The sequence below is a fragment of the Pararhodobacter oceanensis genome (assembly GCF_003076755.1).
GTDB classification, from domain to species: Bacteria; Pseudomonadota; Alphaproteobacteria; order Rhodobacterales; family Rhodobacteraceae; genus Pararhodobacter; species Pararhodobacter oceanensis.
On record NZ_QDKM01000001.1, the window covers coordinates 736,883 to 754,812 of the forward strand.

The following is a 17,930-nucleotide window of genomic DNA, read 5'->3' on the forward strand; positions in this document are numbered from 1 at the left end:
CGCCGCGCGCGCCCAAACCTAGTTGAGCCGCGCGGGTGCTGGCAAGAGCGGAAGGGGCGGAAATCCGGCTTGTGAGGACGCCGCGTGCCCATGATCGGGCCAGACCGGCGCGCAATCGCCCAAACCGGCGCCAGCGGCGCGGCTTAGCCCGCGTGAATCGTCGGGGCTTGCAGGGCGCTGAAGCCGTAGTGGCGCAGCCAGCGCAGGTCGCTCTCAAAGAAGGCGCGCAGGTCGGGGATGCCGTATTTCAGCATCGCCATCCGGTCGATGCCCATGCCAAAGGCAAACCCCTGCCAGACCTCGGGGTCGATACCGCCGTCGCGCAGCACATTCGGATGCACCATGCCGGAGCCCAGCACCTCCATCCAGCCGTCGCCCTCGCCGACGCGCAACTGTCCGCCGACCCATGAGCATTGGATATCGACCTCGGCCGAGGGCTCGGTGAAGGGGAAATGCGAAGCGCGGAAGCGGGTTTTCACCTTGGTGCCGAAATAGGCGCTGAAGAATTCCTCGAGCACCCATTTCAGGTTGGCCATCGAGATATCCTTGTCGATCGCCAGACCCTCGATCTGGTGGAACATCGGCGTATGGGTGACATCCATATCCATCCGGTAGACCCGCCCCGGCGCGATCACCCGGATCGGGGCGCCCTGATCCTGCAGCGCGCGGATCTGCACCGGGCTGGTATGGGTGCGCAGCACATGCGGCGGGCGGTTGTCACCCTCGGCGCGGTGCATGAAGAAGGTGTCATGCTCTTGGCGCGCGGGGTGTTCGGGCGCGATGTTGAGCGCGTCGAAATTATACCAGTCGGTCTCGATCTGCGGGCCTTCGGCGACGCGGAAGCCCATATCGGCAAAGATCGCCGCGCATTCCTCGGTAACTTGGCTGATCGGGTGAATGGTGCCCTTGGCGCGGGCGCGTCCGGGCAGGGTCACGTCGAGCCATTCGGCCTTGAGCCGCTCGTCAAGCGCGGCGTCATCCATCGCCGCCTTGCGGGCCTTGAGGGCGGCGTCGATCTCGGATTTCAGCCCGTTGAGCGCGGGACCGGCGATCTGGCGCTCCTCGGGCGACATCTTGCCCAGCTCGCGCATTTTCAGGCTGATCTCGCCCTTTTTGCCAAGCGCGGCCAGCCGCACGCTTTCCAGCGCCTCGGCACCCTCGGCCGAAGCCACTTGCGAGAGGTATTTCGCTCTGAGTTCCTGAATGCCGTCCATTGCGCGCGCGCCCCGTCTGTCTGTTCTGCGTCCGTCTGTTCTGGGCTGTGGCCTAGCTTGAGGCGCGTGTGAATGCAAGCGCGCGGCAGGGATGGATGCGGGAGGGCGGGCGCGTTTCTGCCCCGTATTTCGCTTGTCGCAGGGCTTTGGGCGGGGCATCAAGGCGCGATGACCACGCACACCCGCCCCCGCACCGCACCGCCCAACCCGTGGCTAGTCCTCGCCGGATTGTCGCTGGGGGTGTTGGTGACCAACGGGCTGGCGCGGTTTGCCTATTCGCTGATCCTGCCCGCGATGCGCAATGATCTGGGCTGGAGTTACGCGCAGGCCGGTTGGCTGAACACCGCCAATGCGATGGGGTATATTCTGGGCGCGCTCGGCACGATGATGGCGCTGCGCTGGATCTCTCCGAACCGGCTGTTTTCTGTCGGGCTGATCACCACGGTGCTGGCGATCACCGCGACCGGCGTCTTGCCGGACCTGTGGTGGCAGAGCCTGTGGCGGTTCCTGACCGGCGGCGCCGGAGCGCTGTCTTTTGCCACCGCGGGCACTTTGGCGGCGCGGTTGTTTGCCGATGACCCGAAGCGCAGCGCGTTGGGGATCGGGATATTGTTCGGTTCTGGCGGCGGCACCGCGATCATGTTGATCGGCGCGACCCTGCCGCCGATGCTGGGCGCATGGGGCGATGCCGCCTGGCCCTGGGCCTGGGTGATCACCGGAGGGATTGGCGCGCTTTGCCTGCCGCTGGGCCTGTGGTCGGCGCGGGCCACGCGCACGCCGCGCGCGCCGATCCCCACCTCCGGCCCGCTGCCATGGCGCCGGATGCTGCCGGAACTGGCCGGATATGCGGGCTTCGGTTTGGGTTATATCGTCTATCTGACTTTTCTGTCCGCATGGATGGCCGAGCAGGATGCCAGCACCCTGCAAGTGGCGCTGGTCTGGGTGCTGTTGGGCCTCTGCATCACCCTGTCGCCGCTCATCTGGCGCGGGGTGTTCGCGCGCCATTCCGGCGGTCGCCCGCTGGCGATGGTGCTGACCGCGATTGCCTTGGGTTCGGCGCTGCCGGTGCTTTGGCCGGGGTTGGGCGGATTGCTGGTTTCGGCGCTGGTCTTTGGCGGCTCGGTGTTCATGGCGCCGCCGGCGATCACCACCTTCACCCGCCGCAACCTGCCCGCTGAGAGCTGGGGCCGCGCGATCAGCCTGTTTACCGTGGTCTTCGCGGTGGCGCAGACCATCGGGCCCTATGCGGCGGGGATTTTGGGTGATTATGCGGGCAGTATCGGGGCAAGCCTGCTGGCCGCCTCGGCGCTGCTGCTGATCGGCGCGGGGATTGCGCTCAGACAGCGCAGCCTGTGAGAGGAGGGGCGATCACGCATTTGTCATGGGATCAGCCGCCGCGTGGTGCAATTTTTCCGCCGCCGCCGCGTAAAGTCCATCATGCGCCCCTTCACAACACGGCCCGACTCTCATGATTGACCTTGTCTTCGGTTTCCTCGCCGGGGTTTTGACCCTGCTCAACCCCTGCGTGCTGCCGGTATTGCCGATTATCCTGGCCTCCTCGCTAAGCGCCGACCGCCGCGGGCCGCTGTATCTGACCGCGGGCATGGCGGTCAGTTTCGTTGCCATCGGGCTGGCGCTGGCGCGGCTGGGTCCGGCGCTCGGCATCACGCCCGAAACCGTCGAGGCGGCCTCGGCGCTGGTGATGGTGGGCTTCGGCTTGGTGCTTTTGGTGCCCGCTTTGAACACCCGCTTTGCCACCGCCACCGCGGGACTGGCGAGCCGCGCCGACAGCGGCATCTCGCGGCTTGACCAGACCGGCCAGCAATCCGGCCCGCTGGGCATGGCCTTGGGCGGCGTGCTGTTGGGCGCGGTCTGGTCGCCCTGTATCGGCCCGACGCTGGGCGGCGCGATTGCGCTGGCCGCCAGCGGCGAGGGCTTGGCGCAAGCGGCGGCGGTGATGGTGGCCTTTGCCGCTGGTGTCTCGCTGGTGATGCTGGCGCTGGCCTACGGTGCGCGCGGCGCCTTGCAGCGGCGTCAAGCCTGGCTGCGCGGGATTGCCAGCAAGGCGAAACCGGTGCTTGGCGTCACTTTTGTGCTGGTCGGGCTGGGCCTGTGGTTCGGCGTCTTTCGCCTGCTCGACGCCTGGGCGATCGAGACCCTGCCCTATTGGTTCCAAGACCTGTCGATATTGATTTAAAGGAGAAAGATATGCACCGACGCCAGTTCCTCAGCCTCACCGGCGCCAGCCTGATGTTGCCCTTTGCCGCGCGGGCCGCGTTCATCGATTACGCGCCCGGCGTTGCCGAAGACGCGATGGCCCGCGGCGAGCGGATCATTCTGGATTTCTACGCCACATGGTGCAGCACCTGCGCGCGCCAGCAGCGGGTGATGGACGCGTTGCGCGCGGAAAATGCGGAGTATGACCGGGATCTGACGCTGATCCATGTGGATTGGGATCAATACGGCGGCGGCGCGCTGGCGCAACGCTTTGCGGTGCCGCGGCGCTCGACGATTATCGCGCTGAAGGGCGAGGTGGAATTGGGCCGCACGGTGGCGGGGACGCGCAGGGCGGATATTCAGGCGCTGTTTGATCTGGCGCTGAACGCGGCGTGAGTTGGGGCGCTGGTTAGAGATCAAGGGCAGCGCGGTCACGCGGGGCAAAGCGGAGCGCCGCCCCCCCCCGTTGAGATGGCTGGGGCGCGACGCCGCTGCCCGGCGGTGCCCCCGAGCGGGTGGTCGTATTGGTGCGGAACTGTTCTTACCAGATGAGGGTGTCCTATCGGGTATAGAACAAGGGCAGCGCCGAACCGCGGGGCAAGCGGAGCGCCGCCCCGTGGGCGCGGGTCGGCGCTGCCCGACGGTGCCCGTCGGGCGGGACTGATTAACAACAGCGCCATAGAAAAAGGCCGCGCGGGGTGTCCCGGGCGGCCTTCTCGAATGCAATGGTAGCGAAGCTTAGGCGGTGGCCGAGGCGCGGGCGCGCTCGACGATTTGGCCGAAGGCTTCGGGCTCATGCACCGCCAGATCGGCGAGAACCTTGCGGTCCACTTCGATCCCTGCGGTGTTCAGCATGTTGATGAACCGCGAATAGGTCAGCGTCGGGTCAATCGCGCGCACCGCAGCGTTGATCCGCTGGATCCACAGCGCGCGGAAATTCCGCTTGCGGTTCTTGCGGTCGCGGGTGGCGTATTGGTTCGCCTTGTCGACCGCCTGCGTGGCGGTGCGGAAGTTGCGCGACCGGGCGCTATAATAGCCGGAGGCTGCTTTGACGACTTTACGGTGACGGGCGTGGGTGACAACGCCGGATTTTACTCGTGCCATGGATCAGACCTCCTTAGCGGTTGTAGGGCATGTAGGATTTGACGATCTTCGCATCCGCAGGACACAGCACCATGGTGCCGCGCGCATCGCGAATGAATTTCGTCGACCGTTTGATCATACCGTGCCGCTTACCGGCCTGACCGGCTTTGACATGGCCATTGGCCGTCATCTTAAAGCGCTTTTTGGCGCCTGACTTGGTTTTCATCTTCGGCATTTCCGTCTCCTGTCTTTTTGAGCGGTCGTTGCGTGCGACTCGGCATGCCAGTATGGCCGGCCACGCGCGGATTAAGAGTGTGCTCCCTAGCCCGAGCGCCGGGCACTTGCAAGGGCCAAGCGCAGGAAAACCACTGTTTCACAGCGCCAATCGGGCGCGCGGCATGCCTTTGCCTAGCGGGTCCAATAGCGCCCGAGGGTCTCGACCGCCAGATCGGGCACCTCGCGCCAGATATAGCCGCCCTCGGGATGGGTCAAATACGCCCAGCCGATCAACCCTGCCGCCATCAGAGCCACAATCAGCGCCGCCCAAGGCGCGCGCCGGTCGGCCCAGGCCGAAACCAGCGCCACCAGCGCCAAGGGCACAAAGGCCAACCCCAGTAGAAACAGCAGATCCCGGTCCATAGGCCTCCTTTACCCTGCGGTGATTATTCCGCCTCGGCGCGGTAAATCAAGCGTTCATCGCAGGGCGCGACGCGCAGGATATTGGTGGTGCCGGGCACATTGAAGGGCACACCGGCGATCACCACGATCTGGTCGCTCTCGGTGGCGATACCGTTTTCCAGTGCCGCCCGCGCCGCGCTGACCACGGCGGATTTAAACCGCTCGACCTTGCCGGTGGCGACACAGGTCACGCCCCAGACCAGACACAGGCGGCGCAGCGTGGTCACCGAAGGGCTGAGCGCAAGGATCGGCACCTGCGGACGTTCGCGCGCCACTTTGATCGGCGTGGTGCCGGATTCGGTGAAGCAGCAGATCGCCTTGATATCGGTGCTCTCGGCAATCTCGCGCGCTGCCGAAACAATGCCATCGGCCACCGTCGAGCGCGCGATGATGCGAAACGCGCTGATCAACTGCGGATAGGTGTCGTCGCCCTCGACCGAGACCGCGACATTATGCATCGTGCGCACCGCCTCGACCGGATATTGCCCAGCCGCCGATTCCGCCGAAAGCATCACCGCATCGGCGCCCTCATAGATCGCGGTGGCGACATCGGAGACCTCGGCGCGGGTCGGCACCGGGCTTTCGATCATCGATTCCATCATCTGCGTGGCGACAATCACCGGTTTGGCCAATTCGCGGGCCTTGCGCACCATGCGCTTTTGCAAGGGCGGCACTGAATGCACCGGCAGCTCGACGCCCAGATCGCCGCGCGCGATCATCAGCCCGTCAGAGACTTCGGCAATCGCGTCAAAGGCCTGCACGGCGGCGGGTTTCTCGATCTTGGCCATCACCGAGGCCCGTCCGCGCGCCAGCTCGCGGGCTTCTTCGACATCCTCGGGGCGCTGCACGAACGACAGCGCCAGCCAGTCGACGCCCAACTCGCAGGCAAACTCCAGATCGGCGCGGTCCTTGTCGGAGAGCGCGCGCACCGGCAGCAGCACATCCGGCACATTGACGCCCTTGCGGTTCGAAATCGTGCCGCCAACAATCACCGTGCAATCGGCGCTTTCCGCGTCGCAGCGATCGACCATCAGGCTGATCTTGCCGTCATTGACCAACAGCCGCGCGCCGGGCTCAAGCGCGGCGAAAATCTCGGGGTGCGGCAGGCAGACACGCTGCGCATCGCCCTCGGCAGGGTCGAGATCGAGCCGGAAACGCTGCCCGTCCTCAAGCTCGACCGCCTCCTCGGCGAAGGTGCCGACCCGCAGTTTCGGCCCCTGAAGATCGGCCAGCAGCGCGATCGGGCGGCCGGTCTCGGCCTCGACCGCGCGCACCATCGCGTGGCGCTCGGAAATCTCGGCATGGGTGCCATGGCTCATATTGAGCCGGAACACATCGGCGCCGGCCTCGAAAAGCGCGCGGATCACCTCTTGAGTGTTGGATGCCGGCCCCAGAGTGGCGACGATTTTGACCTTGCGGTTGCGGTGCATGACGCGCGTCCTTCCTTGATCTTTCTGCGATCTATCTGCCGAGGGTATCGCGTATTTCGGGCGCAACAGCAACGGCTCGCTTGTGCGGTGTTAACGCTAGCAATCTACAGGCTCCCACGCTGGTGACAAGCCGCCGTGGCGCCATACGCTTGACCCCTGCGGTGCAAAGCGCCACCTGTAAGCCAAGCAATCACAGGAGATTTTGATGGATGACGCCACGCAGATGAAACTCGAAGCCGCGACCTTCCGGCGGTTGATGCAGCATCTGCTGCACGACCGCAAAGACGTGCAGAATATCGACATGATGAATCTTGCAGGGTTTTGCCGCAACTGCCTGAGCCGCTGGTATCAAGAGGCCGCCGCCGAAGAGGGGATCACGCTGGGCAAATCCGAGGCCCGCGAGATCGTCTACGGCATGCCCTATGACGACTGGCGCGCGCAGAACCAGACCGAGGCCACGCCCGAGCAAATCCGCGCCTTTGACACCGCCTTTGCCGAGAATGTCGGCAAGCCCGAATGACCTTGGCGCCCAAGTGATACCACCGCGCGTTCCGGCATCCGTCGGGCCGCGCATGACGGGTGTCCGCACCGGCGCCAGTGCCCCGCGCGCCCCTGCCCGCCGCTTTGCCTGCCCGAGTCGTTTTCGCCGCTCGCGCGGGGGCAGAGTTCCCGCTGGCTGCCAAAGCACTGTTTCCAAAACGGAAACGACACCGCGAATCCCCCGATTATTCTCGAATCGCATTTCAAAATGCGCGTATCCGACGCGCTATAGTTGAATCGTTTTTCACCCGCTTGACCGGTCTACTCCCGCCTGCATTGTTGATCGCGGGGTGTTTCAAATTTTATTGAAAATGGGGGTAAGATGGCATTTCTAGGACTTTTCCTGGCCTTGGCGCTGGCGATTTCTTTCGGCGGCTCGGGCGGTGGCGAGGATGAACTTGCCGGTGGCGATATCAACGGCACCAATGATGATGATCAGCTCGAGGGCACCACTGAAGCCGATGTGATCAACGGCATGGGCGGCAATGATCTGCTGGCCGGTCTCGGTGGCGACGATATGATCAACGGCGGTGTCGGCAATGACACGGTGCACGGTGATGAGGGCGACGATACGATCAGTGGGGACCGTGGCGACGACATGCTCTTCGGCGATGCCGGTCGCGATGTGATCACCGGCGAGGGTGGCCGCGATCATCTGGAAGGCGGCGGCGGTGGCGATACGCTGGACGGCGGCGCTTGGGATGACACGCTGCTGGGTGATGCCGGATGGGATGAATTGACCGGCGGCGATGGCAATGACCTGCTCGACGGTGGCTCTGGCGATGACATGCTGACCGGCGGCGCGGGTATGGACGTTTTGCTCGGCGGTGACGGGATGGACATGCTGGCCGGTGACGGCGGCAATGACAGTCTCGACGGCGGCAACGGACGCGATCTCTTGGATGGCGGACAGGGCGATGATACGCTGCTGGGCGGTGCCTGGGACGACACGCTGAATGGCGGCGGCGGTGCCGATGCGCTTAATGGCGGCAGCGGGCAGGATCTGCTGGATGGCGGTGCCGGAGAGGACACGCTGAGTGGTGGCATCGGCTTTGACACGCTGCTTGGCGGCGGCGGCAACGACCAGCTTGCGGGCGGTGTCGGCAATGACAATCTCGACGGCGGGCGCGGCAATGACCTGCTCGACGGTGGCGCGCTGAACGACCTGCTGGAAGGCGGCGGCGGCAATGACACGGTGAACGGTGGTGACGGTAACGACACGCTGTTTGGCGAGGTCGCCGAGGACGCGGGGTCGGAACTGACCGGCAATGACCTGATGAACGGCGGCGCGGGCAATGACCTGCTGTTTGCGCGCTTCGGCAATGATACGCTGAATGGCGACGCGGGCAGTGACACGCTGACCGGCATCTGGGGCGACAATCTGCTCGACGGTGGCGAGGGTGACGATCTGCTGACCGGCGGCGACGGCGATGTGATGACCGGCGGCGCGGGCGCGGATCAGTTCAATGTCTCGATGCAGGGCGAGAGTGGCGACGCGCCGGTGGTGATCACCGATTTTGACGTGGCGAGCGACAGCGGCGTGCAGATCTTCCCCGCCACCGCGGCCGAGGCGGCGGAGGATCCGGTGCTGACCCTGCGCGACAGCGACGCGGGGCTCGAAGTGCTGCTGGACGGTGAAGTCGCAGCGGTGCTGCAGGGCGTCACCGCGGCGGATAATCCGTCGATCACCTTGGGCGCGGTTGCGGCCTGATCAGCCTCGACGAATGGTAAAGGGCCGCCTATCTTGGGCGGCCCTTATCTATGCGACATCTATGCGACTGGGGGGCAAGAGCGGATTGATGCTCATCATGCCTGACCGAATTGCACCCGCCCCCGTTCTCAGATCGCCGCTTTGCGCATTTCCTCAAGGTAAATCTCGCGCAGCCGCGCCACCACCGGCCCCGGCGTGCCCTTGCCCAGCGCGACACCGTCCACCTCGATCACCGGCATCACAAAGGCGCTGGCCGAGGTCACGAAAGCCTCATCCGCCGCCTGCGCCTCGGCGATGGTGAAGGCCCGTTCCTCAACCTCCATCTGCGCCTCGCGCGCAAAGCGCAGCACCGCCGCGCGGGTGATCCCGTGCAGGATATCGCTGCTCAACTGGCGGGTGATGATCTTGCCACCCTTGATGATATAGGCGTTGTTCGAGGTCCCCTCGGTCACCGCGCCATCCTCGACCAGCCAGGCATCATCACAGCCGGCCTTTTTCGCCATCATCTTCGCCATCGACGGATAGAGCAGTTGCACCGTCTTGATATCGCGCCGCGCCCAGCGCTGGTCCTCGACCGAGATCACTTTGATTCCCGTCTTCGCCGCGGGATTATCCGCCAGACCGGGTTTATTTTGGGTGAACAAGACCACGGTCGGCGGCGTATCCTCGGGGGGAAAGGCGAAATCGCGGTCGCCGGGCGCGCCGCGGGTGACCTGCAAATAGACCATCCCGTCCTCAATGCCGTTCTCAGAGACCAAATGGCGGTGGATCTCCAGCCAGGCGTCACGGTCCAGGGGATTGCGGATCTCCAAGGCATCAAGCGAGCGCTGCAGCCGCGCGACATGGCCGTCGAAATCGATCAGTTTGCCGCCGAGCACGCTGGTCACCTCATAAACCCCGTCCGCCATCAAAAACGCGCGGTCAAAGATCGAGACCTTGGCCTGATCCTCGGGCAGATATTCGCCGTTAACATAGACGGTGCGGGTCATCTCGTTTCCTATCCCCAAAGGTCGCGCGACGGCGGATGAACCCCGGCCGCGTCGAATTGCAATGCGTGTGCGCGGTCTTCTGCCAACAACAGCGGCCCGTCAAGATCCGTTACCGCCACGCCCTGCGCCACCAACACCGCCGGCGCCATCGCCAAGGAGGTGCCGACCATACAGCCGACCATCACCTCAAACCCCGCCGCCAAGGCCGCCTCCTTCAGCGCCAGCGCCTCGGTCAGCCCGCCGGTCTTATCCAGTTTGATATTGGCCATATCGTATTTCCCCGCCAGCGACGGCAGGCTCGCACGGTCATGGCAGCTTTCATCGGCGCAGACCGGCAAGGGCCGCGCGATTTCCGCCAGCATCCCGTCCTCACCCACCGGCAGAGGCTGTTCGACCATCGCCACACCGAGCCGCAGCAGATGCGGCGCCAGTTCGGTATAGGTCTCGGCGCTCCAGCCCTCATTGGCATCAACCACAATGGTCGATTTCGGCGCCCCCGCCCGCACCGCCTCCAGCCGCGCCATATCATCGGGCGTGCCGAGTTTGATCTTCAGGATCGGCCGCTGCGCATGCCGCGCGGCGGCGGCGCGCATCTTCTCAGGCGTATCCAGCGAGAGGGTAAAGCAGGTTACCTCGGGCTGCGGCGCTTGCAATCCTGCCAGCTCCCAAACCCTACGCCCCGAGGCTTTCGCCTCCAGATCCCACAGCGCGCAATCGACCGCATTGCGCGCCGCCCCCGCCGGCAGCGCCGCCTGCAGATCCGCGCGGGTGATCCCCTCCGGCAGGCCCGCAATCTGCGCCGCGACACTTTCCAAAGTCTCGCCATAGCGCGCATAGGGCACGCATTCGCCCCAGCCACTCACCCCGCCGCGCGTGACCCGCACGGTCAGCACTTTCGCCTCGCTCCGCGACCCGCGCGAGATGGTAAACACCTCGGCCAGTCGAAAACTTTCAGCCGCAACGGAAATCATAGCCACCCTTTCATCTTGCCCTAAATACTCACCGGGTTTCCCAAGGGAGGCGTGCCTCCCTTGGGGCGGGTTTGGGCGGCAGCCCATCGGGGCGCGGGGGCTCGATGCCCCCAAGCCCCGCCCCCCTCACCCGCGCGCGACGCCGGTTAAACCGCCGCCAGCGCGTCAACCAACGGAGCGGCACCATAGCGGAAGGGATCGGTCGCGGGCAGCCCCATCCGCTGAGAGACCTCCGCCAGATAGGCTCGCGCCTCTGCATCCGCCAATCTCTGCGTGTTCACCGAGATCCCCACCACCTGACAGGCCGGGTTCGCCACCTGCGCCAGAGTCAGCGCCAGATCGCGCAGCGCCTCCAGCGAGGGCAGTGCATAGCCGGGTAGCCCGCGCATATGGGTGCGGGTGGGCTCATGACACAGGATCAGCGCGTCGGGCTGGCCGCCGTGGATCAGCGCCATGGTCACGCCCGAGTAGCTGACGTGAAACAGGCTGCCCTGCCCCTCGATCAGATCCCAATGATCGGCGTCATTGTCCGGCGTCAGATATTCCACCGATCCGGCCATGAAATCCGCCACCACCGCATCCAGAGGCACCCCGTCGCCAGTGATCAGAATGCCGGTCTGGCCGGTCGGACGGAAACTCGCCTTCATCCCGCGCGCGCGCATTTCGCGCTCCATGCAGAGCGCGGTATACATCTTGCCAATCGAACAATCGGTGCCCACCGCCAGCAGGCGTTTGCCGCGCCGCTTCTCGCCATTGGCAATCGGATAGTCGACCGAGGGCACCCGCACATCATGCAACACGCGGCCGGTGGCATGGGCGACAGCCGCCAGATCCGCCTCGTCGCGCAGCAGATTGTGCAGCCCCGAGGCCAGATCGAACCCCTCTTCAAGCGCCTGAACCAAGACCTTTTTCCACGCCTGCGAGATTTTCCCGCCGCGATTGGCCACGCCGATCACCAGCGTTTTCACGCCTGCCGCTTTGGCCTCTTGCAGGGTCATATCCGGCACGCCCATATCCGCCTGACAGCCCGGCAGCCGTAGCTGTCCGACGGCGTATTCCGGCCGCCAATCCTTGATCCCCTGCGCCACTTTGGCGGCCAGTGGATCGGCAGCATCGCCGAGGAACAACAGATAGGGGGTCTTGATCATCGCGCGTATCCTTTGAGGTCTTTGCCCGCAGACTATCGGGGGTTTTCGGAAATTTCTGTGTCCATTTGTGCCTTGCTGTCGGATATTCGCGAATATTCTTCGAAAAATCACCTGAATTGCCGAATAATTACTCTCAAGCTTGGTGAATTGATCACGAAACTGCCGCTTTGGGTCCGGGGAAATGATTCTGCAGTGCAACAGGGCAAAGCGCGCAGGTGCAGAAAACCCGTTGCAGATCGCGGCGCAACAATATAACCATCCAGCCACGCTGAACGTAATATCATTGTCCGAGGCCCTATGTCATTCCGCATCCAACCGCCCGCCCCTGCCCGTCCCAATCGCTGCCAGCTTTTTGGCCCCGGCTCGCGCACCGCATTGTTCGAGAAAATGGCCGTTTCGGCGGCGGATGTGATCAACCTCGATCTCGAGGATTCGGTTGCCCCCAGCGACAAAGACAGCGCCCGCGAGAATATCATTCAGGCCACCCATGATGTTGATTGGAATAGCAAATATCTCTCGGTGCGGATCAACGGGCTGGACACGCCCTATTGGTATCGCGATGTCGTTGACCTCTTGGAAAACGCCAGCGAGAGGCTCGACCAGATCATGATCCCCAAGGTCGGTTGTGCCGCCGATATCTATGCCGTCGATGCGCTGGTCACCGCGATTGAACGCGCGAAAAACCGCGCAAAACCGATCAGCTTTGAAGTGATCATCGAATCCGCCGCCGGTATCGCCCATGTCGAAGAGATCGCCGCAGCCAGCAAGCGCTTGCAAGCGATGAGCCTTGGCGCCGCGGATTTTGCTGCTTCGATGGGCATGCAAACCACCGGCATCGGTGGCACGCAGGAAAACTACTATATGCTGCGCGACGGCGCGCGGCATTGGTCCGACCCTTGGCATTGGGCGCAGACCGCGATTGTCGCCGCCTGCCGCACCCATGGTGTCTTGCCGGTCGATGGCCCCTTCGGTGATTTCAGCGATGACGAGGGCTTTCGCGCGCAGGCCCGACGCTCGGCCACGTTGGGCATGGTCGGCAAATGGGCGATCCACCCCAAGCAAATCGCCTTGGCCAATGAGGTCTTCACCCCCTCCGAGGCGGCGGTCGCGGAAGCGCGCGAAATCCTCGCCGCGATGGAAGAGGCCAAAGCCCGCGGTGAGGGCGCGACGGTCTATAAGGGCCGTTTGGTCGATATCGCCTCGATCAAACAGGCCGAGGTGATTGTCACGCAATCGGAAATGATCACCAAGGGTTAACCCGGTTCAGCGCCCACCCGCGTGGCAAGCTCGCGGGTGGGTGCCATTAATGTCAGACATTGAGCAGATGTCGCAATAGTCGCAGTCAGCGCCAGTATTCGCGACATTCCCCGCACGCGATGTTGGATTAATGCCACCGCAGGCCGCGCCCTCCGGTCACGCAGAGGTTGCAACACCGCGCAAATCCCCCCCGATACCCGCGCGAAACCCAAAGATTTCGCGTCAAATGCATAGCGGCTCTTCGCCAGTCAGGCCAAACTGCCCCTATACACAGGGGATTTGCAGGCGTATGAGGCCCTCTTATCCTCTTTTTGCCGGAATCCGCCATGAACACCCCGTTTTCGTCCATGCCAGCCGCCTTGTCGCAGGCGCTCACTGACAAGGGCTACGATACCTTGACCCCCGTTCAATTGGCGGTGCTTGACCCAGAGCTAGCGGGGCGCGACCTTTTGGTGTCGGCGCAGACCGGCTCGGGCAAGACGGTGGCCTTTGGCATCGCCATGGCGCTGGAGCTGATGCCGGAGACCGGCAGACTGCCCGCGCCCGACGCGCCGCGCGTTCTGGTGATCGCCCCGACCCGCGAGCTGGCGCTGCAGGTTCGGCGTGAGTTCGAATGGCTCTGGGGCAAGGCCGGTGCGGTTCTGGCCAGCGCCGTTGGCGGCATGGATGTGCGCACCGAGCGCCGCGCGCTGGAACGTGGCGCCCATATCGTGGTCGGCACGCCGGGGCGTCTGCGCGATCATATCGAGCGCGGCGGGATTGACCTGTCGGCAGTGCAAGCGGTGACGCTGGATGAAGCCGATGAGATGCTCGATCTCGGCTTTCGTGAAGACCTTGAATTCATTCTGCAATCCCTGCCCGAAGACCGCCGCACCCTGTTATTTTCGGCCACGGTGCCGAAAGACATCGAGCGGATGGCGCGCACCTACCAGCGCGACGCCAAACGTGTTGCCACGCAGGGCGGGCGCGAGGCGCATGCCGATATTTCCTATCGCGCGCTGACCGTCACGCCCAAGGATTCCGAGAATGCCATCGTCAATCTGCTGCGCTTTTACGAGGCGCGCAATGCGCTGGTGTTCTGTAAAACCCGCGCTGCCGTTAACCATCTGACCGCGCGGCTGTTGAACCGCGGGTTCTCGGTGGTGCCGCTGTCGGGCGAATTGGCGCAGGAAGAGCGCGCGCGCGCCCTGCAAGCGATGCGCGACGGGCGTGCCCGCGTCTGTGTGGCCACCGATGTGGCGGCGCGCGGCATTGACCTGCCGGGGCTGGAACTGGTGATCCACGCCGATCTGCCGTCGAACAAAGAGACCCTGTTGCACCGCTCGGGCCGCACCGGACGCGCGGGCAACAAGGGCGTTAGCGCGCTGATCGTGCCGATGTCGGCGCGGCGCCGCACCGAGCGCATGCTCGATATGGCGAAACTCGAGGCCGAATGGGGCCCCGCGCCCTCGGCCGTCGATGTCAGCGCCCGCGACACCGAACGCCTGTTGACCGATGAGGCCTTGACCAAAGCCGAGGACACCGCGGAATCCGCGCTGATCACGCAACTGGCCGAACGTTTCAGCGCCCGCGAATTGGCCGCCGCCGTCACGCGGATGTATTTCGCCGCGCGCTCGGCCCCCGAGGATGTCGAGCAGGTCTCGGCCGACAGCCCGAAACCGCGCGCCCGCGCTGAGTTCGAGCGCAGCTATTGGATGCGCCTCTCGACCGGTCACAATGAGCGCGCCGAGCCGCGCTGGCTGCTGCCGATGCTCTGCCGTGCCGGCAATCTGACCAAGACCGACATTGGCGCGATCCGGATTTTCGACGATCATACGCTGGTGCAATTGCACGAGGACAGCCGCGAGCGGTTCACCAATGCGATGGGTGATCCGATGACGCTGGAGCAGGATATCACGGTGACGCCCGCAGAGGCTCCGGCCGGCGGCGACCGCCCGGCCCCGCGCCCGCGCCGCGACGACCGTGATCACAAATCCGGCCCCCGCGACGCACGTCCGCCGCGCAAATTCGACGGTGAGCGCCCCCAGAATAAATCCGGTGACTACAAGTCTGGCGGGCATAAAGCCGGTGGCTATAAGTCGGGCGGGTATAAATCTGATGATGGGCCGCGCGGCTATGACAAACGTCCCCGCGATGACGCGCGCGCGCCTGATGCCCGTCCGTCTGCGCGGCCACCACGGCCCGAGGCCAGCGACCGTCCGGCACGCAAACCGTTTTCGCGTGACGAGTCCGCGCCGCGCAAGGACTACGGCGGCAAGCCCGCGGCGAAATCCTATGGTGACAAGCCGCGCGCGGATAAGCCTTATGGTGACAAACCGCGCACCGATAAACCGCGGGCCGACAAACCGCGTGCGGACAAGCCATATGGCGACAAACCGGCGCGGCCGAAGTTTGACGCGTCGAACCCCTCGGCGCGGATGGATAGCGGCAAACCCCGCAAATCCGCCGCGCGGCCTGCGGGCAAACCCGATGGCAAACCTGCGGGTAAATTCGCCGGTAAGCCGGGTGGAAAACCGGGGGCGAAACCGGCGCGTAATTTCGGGCCGGACAGCCGCCCGACACGGCCCAAACGCTGAGTTATGGAGGGGGGCTTAGGCCCCCCTAAGACTGCGGATTGACCTGTAAGCAAAGCGCGAAGGGACGCGCCCGACCCTGGGTGGGCGCCTGCGCAGGCCTTGAGCAATGCGCAGTGCTTAAAAGCATAAATGTCGTGGAAGCAGTGGATGACATCGCCATAGCGCCCTCCCGGGGGGAGGGTCGGGCGCGGCCCGTGGTGCCCACGGGCCATACGGTTGGAGAGGTTTAGCTAGGCGTAAGTCTGGGCGCTGCCAGCAGGGCATTGTGCAAAGCCGTCTAGCGCCAACCCTGGGTCGGGCGCGGCCCGTGGGGGCCACGGGCCTGACGGGTGGGGAGGTTTAGCTAGGCGTGAGTCCGGCCGCTGCCAGCTGGGCTTGGCACCTCTCGCACCCCTCGCCCCTTTTACATCATCCCCGGAAGCACTTGATCCGGCGGCCGGTGGCCATCGGCGAAGGTCTTGATATTCAAGATAACCTTCTCGCCCATCTCGACCCGTCCTTCCAAAGTCGCCGAGCCCATATGCGGCAGCAGCACCACATTCGGCAACTCGCGCAACCGCGGGTTTACGTCATGGCCGCGCTCGAACACATCCAGCCCCGCGCCGCCGATCTCGCCCGCCCGCAAACCTCGGGTCAGGGCGTTCTCGTCGATCACCTCACCCCGCGAGGTATTGATGATCACCGCCCCCGGCTTCATCAGTTTCAGCCGCCGCGCGTTGATCAGATGGAAGGTCGAAGGCGTATGCGGGCAGTTGATCGAGATCACATCCATCCGCGCCACCATCTGGTCGAGGCTCTCCCAATAGGTCGCCTCGAGCGGCGCCTCGACATCGGGCCGCAGGCGTTTGCGGTTGTGGTAATGGATCTGCATACCAAAGGCCTGCGCGCGCCGCGCCACCGCCTGCCCGATCCGCCCCATGCCCAGAATGCCCAGCCGTTTGCCGCCAATCCGGCCACCCAGATGGGCCATCGGCGACCAGCCTTTCCAGTCACCGGCCTGCATCTCGACCAGACCCTGCGGAATGCGGCGGGTCACCGCCAGCATCAGCGCCATGGTCATATCGGCGGTGTCATCGGTCACCACGCCGGGGGTGTTGGAGACCAGAACCCCGCGTTGGCGCGCCGAGGTCACGTCGATATTATCCACGCCCGCGCCAAAGTTGGCGATCAATTTGAGCCGGTCGCCGGACTGCGCCAGCATGCTCGCGTCGATCTGGTCGGTCACCGTCGGCACCAGCACATCGGCGCGTTTCATCGCATCGACCAGCTCGTCTCTTGTCATCTTTTTGTCGCTGTCGCGCAGCTCGGCGTCGAACAATTCCTTGAGCCGCGTTTCCACCGGATCGGGCAAGCGTCGCGTCACAACAACACTCAGGCGTTTGGGGGCCATGTGAACCTCCTTGGGACTTTTAAATCTGGGCACTTGCTGGCAAAGTGGCGCATTGAGATACGAGGCACAAGCGCTCGCGACCCACCAAGACGAAAGAAAATTACCCAAAGAGCATTTTGGGGGTCCGAGACACAAGCAGACCCGCGCTCGGGGTCGGGCAGGTTGAAATGCGAGATAGGCTGATCGCGCTGCTTTTGGCGCTCATCACAAGCGTGGCGACCCTCGGGTCCGCGCTGCCGGTGCACGCGCAGGCGGCCACGCGGGAGGCCGGGCGGGAGGCCGGGCGCCAAGAGGTTGGCCCCGAAACCGGCCTGCCGATCCCGCGCTATGTGTCGTTGAAAACCTCGCGCGGGCGGGCGCGGCGGGGGCCCAGCATGAGCCACCGCGTCGACTGGATCTTTGCCCGCCGCGATCTGCCGCTCAGGGTCACCGGCGAGTTCGAGCATTGGCGCCGGATCGAGGATTCCGAAGGGCTTGGTGGCTGGATCCATTACTCATTGCTCTCGGGGGTGCGCACGGTTCTGGTCACCGAAGACATGGTGCCGATGCGCCGCACGCCCGCCCCCGAGGCGCTGGAGGTTGCGCTACTTGAGGCCAATGTCGTGGCGCATATCATGGAATGCACCATCGCTTGGTGCCGGCTCAGCGTCGATGGTGCGCGCGGCTGGGTCGAGCGGCGGGCGCTTTGGGGTTTGGACCCTGACGAGGTGCTGGACTAGCCCCGAT

17 protein-coding genes are annotated in these 17,930 nt (G+C 64.6%); 8 read left to right on the forward strand and 9 right to left on the reverse strand.

All coding sequences use genetic code 11. From position 1 onward, the window contains the following. Positions 1 to 143: 143 nt before the first annotated feature. A complete protein-coding gene (gene pheS, locus DDE20_RS03260; protein ID WP_116556980.1) occupies positions 144 to 1,214 on the reverse strand; it encodes a phenylalanine--tRNA ligase subunit alpha in 1,071 nt (356 codons plus the stop codon). Positions 1,215 to 1,382: 168 nt separating this feature from the next. Between pheS and DDE20_RS03265 the strand changes: the two genes are divergently transcribed. The 3 genes from DDE20_RS03265 (at position 1,383) to DDE20_RS03275 (ending at position 3,827) form a co-directional block, all read left to right on the forward strand. Continuing rightward, positions 1,383 to 2,570 (forward strand): YbfB/YjiJ family MFS transporter, encoded by a 1,188-nt coding sequence (locus DDE20_RS03265; protein WP_116556981.1) that lies wholly within the window; start codon positions 1,383 to 1,385, stop codon positions 2,568 to 2,570. A 112-nt stretch (positions 2,571 to 2,682) separates the two neighbouring features. Continuing rightward, positions 2,683 to 3,411: a cytochrome c biogenesis CcdA family protein gene (locus DDE20_RS03270; protein WP_338066503.1), complete on the forward strand. Its 729-nt coding sequence runs from the start codon at positions 2,683 to 2,685 to the stop codon at positions 3,409 to 3,411. Between the two features lie 11 nt (positions 3,412 to 3,422). Beyond that, positions 3,423 to 3,827 (forward strand): thioredoxin family protein, encoded by a 405-nt coding sequence (locus DDE20_RS03275; RefSeq protein WP_116556982.1) that lies wholly within the window; start codon positions 3,423 to 3,425, stop codon positions 3,825 to 3,827. Between the two features lie 342 nt (positions 3,828 to 4,169). Here DDE20_RS03275 and rplT read toward each other — a convergent pair whose 3' ends face one another. The 4 genes from rplT to pyk all read right to left on the reverse strand — a co-directional run bounded on the left by rplT (position 4,170) and on the right by pyk (position 6,622). Next, complete coding sequence (gene rplT / locus DDE20_RS03280) at positions 4,170 to 4,535, reverse strand: 50S ribosomal protein L20 (RefSeq protein ID WP_116556983.1); 366 nt, start codon at positions 4,533 to 4,535, stop codon at positions 4,170 to 4,172. A 13-nt stretch (positions 4,536 to 4,548) separates the two neighbouring features. After that, a complete protein-coding gene (rpmI, locus tag DDE20_RS03285) occupies positions 4,549 to 4,749 on the reverse strand; it encodes a 50S ribosomal protein L35 (RefSeq protein WP_116556984.1) in 201 nt (66 codons plus the stop codon). Positions 4,750 to 4,922: 173 nt separating this feature from the next. Continuing rightward, positions 4,923 to 5,153: a hypothetical protein gene (locus DDE20_RS03290; protein ID WP_116556985.1), complete on the reverse strand. Its 231-nt coding sequence runs from the start codon at positions 5,151 to 5,153 to the stop codon at positions 4,923 to 4,925. A gap of 23 nt (positions 5,154 to 5,176) precedes the next feature. Then, complete coding sequence (pyk, locus tag DDE20_RS03295; RefSeq protein WP_116556986.1) at positions 5,177 to 6,622, reverse strand: pyruvate kinase; 1,446 nt, start codon at positions 6,620 to 6,622, stop codon at positions 5,177 to 5,179. Positions 6,623 to 6,827: 205 nt separating this feature from the next. Between pyk and DDE20_RS03300 the strand changes: the two genes are divergently transcribed. Further along, a complete protein-coding gene (locus tag DDE20_RS03300; protein ID WP_116556987.1) occupies positions 6,828 to 7,142 on the forward strand; it encodes a DUF1244 domain-containing protein in 315 nt (104 codons plus the stop codon). Between the two features lie 342 nt (positions 7,143 to 7,484). Further along, positions 7,485 to 8,873, forward strand: coding sequence for a calcium-binding protein (locus tag DDE20_RS19325; protein ID WP_116556988.1), 1,389 nt, complete (start codon positions 7,485 to 7,487; stop codon positions 8,871 to 8,873). Between the two features lie 128 nt (positions 8,874 to 9,001). On the opposite strand, the gene DDE20_RS03310 is transcribed toward DDE20_RS19325, so the two are convergent. The 3 genes from DDE20_RS03310 to dgcN all read right to left on the reverse strand — a co-directional run bounded on the left by DDE20_RS03310 (position 9,002) and on the right by dgcN (position 11,981). Next, a complete protein-coding gene (locus tag DDE20_RS03310; protein ID WP_116556989.1) occupies positions 9,002 to 9,862 on the reverse strand; it encodes a D-amino-acid transaminase in 861 nt (286 codons plus the stop codon). Positions 9,863 to 9,870: 8 nt separating this feature from the next. Further along, on the reverse strand, positions 9,871 to 10,833 hold the full coding sequence (gene dgcA, locus DDE20_RS03315) for an N-acetyl-D-Glu racemase DgcA (protein ID WP_116556990.1): 963 nt from the start codon (positions 10,831 to 10,833) through the stop codon (positions 9,871 to 9,873). Between the two features lie 146 nt (positions 10,834 to 10,979). Then, positions 10,980 to 11,981, reverse strand: a complete 1,002-nt coding sequence (gene dgcN, locus DDE20_RS03320) for an N-acetyltransferase DgcN (RefSeq protein WP_116556991.1) — start codon at positions 11,979 to 11,981, stop codon at positions 10,980 to 10,982. A gap of 297 nt (positions 11,982 to 12,278) precedes the next feature. On the opposite strand from dgcN, the gene DDE20_RS03325 reads away from it, so the two are divergent. Continuing rightward, positions 12,279 to 13,238, forward strand: a complete 960-nt coding sequence (locus DDE20_RS03325) for an L-malyl-CoA/beta-methylmalyl-CoA lyase (protein ID WP_116556992.1) — start codon at positions 12,279 to 12,281, stop codon at positions 13,236 to 13,238. A 326-nt stretch (positions 13,239 to 13,564) separates the two neighbouring features. Then, positions 13,565 to 15,814, forward strand: a complete 2,250-nt coding sequence (locus DDE20_RS03330; RefSeq protein ID WP_240607823.1) for a DEAD/DEAH box helicase — start codon at positions 13,565 to 13,567, stop codon at positions 15,812 to 15,814. Between the two features lie 403 nt (positions 15,815 to 16,217). Here DDE20_RS03330 and DDE20_RS03335 read toward each other — a convergent pair whose 3' ends face one another. Beyond that, positions 16,218 to 17,204, reverse strand: a complete 987-nt coding sequence (locus tag DDE20_RS03335; RefSeq protein ID WP_116556993.1) for a 2-hydroxyacid dehydrogenase — start codon at positions 17,202 to 17,204, stop codon at positions 16,218 to 16,220. A gap of 167 nt (positions 17,205 to 17,371) precedes the next feature. On the opposite strand from DDE20_RS03335, the gene DDE20_RS03340 reads away from it, so the two are divergent. Continuing rightward, positions 17,372 to 17,923 carry an SH3 domain-containing protein gene (locus DDE20_RS03340; protein ID WP_116556994.1) on the forward strand — a complete coding sequence of 184 codons (552 nt, stop codon included), beginning with the start codon at positions 17,372 to 17,374 and terminating at the stop codon, positions 17,921 to 17,923. The last annotated feature ends 7 nt before the right edge of the window (positions 17,924 to 17,930 follow it).

Excerpts from the sequence above, each read along its gene's own strand:
- pheS (WP_116556980.1), bottom strand. The coding sequence starts at position 1,214 with ATGGACGGCATTCAGGAACTCAGAGCGAAATACCTCTCGCAAGTGGCT.
- DDE20_RS03265 (WP_116556981.1), top strand. The coding sequence starts at position 1,383 with ATGACCACGCACACCCGCCCCCGCACCGCACCGCCCAACCCGTGGCTA.
- DDE20_RS03270 (WP_338066503.1), top strand. The coding sequence starts at position 2,683 with ATGATTGACCTTGTCTTCGGTTTCCTCGCCGGGGTTTTGACCCTGCTC.
- DDE20_RS03275 (WP_116556982.1), top strand. The coding sequence starts at position 3,423 with ATGCACCGACGCCAGTTCCTCAGCCTCACCGGCGCCAGCCTGATGTTG.
- rplT (WP_116556983.1), bottom strand. The coding sequence starts at position 4,535 with ATGGCACGAGTAAAATCCGGCGTTGTCACCCACGCCCGTCACCGTAAA.
- rpmI (WP_116556984.1), bottom strand. The coding sequence starts at position 4,749 with ATGCCGAAGATGAAAACCAAGTCAGGCGCCAAAAAGCGCTTTAAGATG.
- DDE20_RS03290 (WP_116556985.1), bottom strand. The coding sequence starts at position 5,153 with ATGGACCGGGATCTGCTGTTTCTACTGGGGTTGGCCTTTGTGCCCTTG.
- pyk (WP_116556986.1), bottom strand. The coding sequence starts at position 6,622 with ATGCACCGCAACCGCAAGGTCAAAATCGTCGCCACTCTGGGGCCGGCA.
- DDE20_RS03300 (WP_116556987.1), top strand. The coding sequence starts at position 6,828 with ATGGATGACGCCACGCAGATGAAACTCGAAGCCGCGACCTTCCGGCGG.
- DDE20_RS19325 (WP_116556988.1), top strand. The coding sequence starts at position 7,485 with ATGGCATTTCTAGGACTTTTCCTGGCCTTGGCGCTGGCGATTTCTTTC.
- DDE20_RS03310 (WP_116556989.1), bottom strand. The coding sequence starts at position 9,862 with ATGACCCGCACCGTCTATGTTAACGGCGAATATCTGCCCGAGGATCAG.
- dgcA (WP_116556990.1), bottom strand. The coding sequence starts at position 10,833 with ATGATTTCCGTTGCGGCTGAAAGTTTTCGACTGGCCGAGGTGTTTACC.
- dgcN (WP_116556991.1), bottom strand. The coding sequence starts at position 11,981 with ATGATCAAGACCCCCTATCTGTTGTTCCTCGGCGATGCTGCCGATCCA.
- DDE20_RS03325 (WP_116556992.1), top strand. The coding sequence starts at position 12,279 with ATGTCATTCCGCATCCAACCGCCCGCCCCTGCCCGTCCCAATCGCTGC.
- DDE20_RS03330 (WP_240607823.1), top strand. The coding sequence starts at position 13,565 with ATGAACACCCCGTTTTCGTCCATGCCAGCCGCCTTGTCGCAGGCGCTC.
- DDE20_RS03335 (WP_116556993.1), bottom strand. The coding sequence starts at position 17,204 with ATGGCCCCCAAACGCCTGAGTGTTGTTGTGACGCGACGCTTGCCCGAT.
- DDE20_RS03340 (WP_116556994.1), top strand. The coding sequence starts at position 17,372 with ATGCGAGATAGGCTGATCGCGCTGCTTTTGGCGCTCATCACAAGCGTG.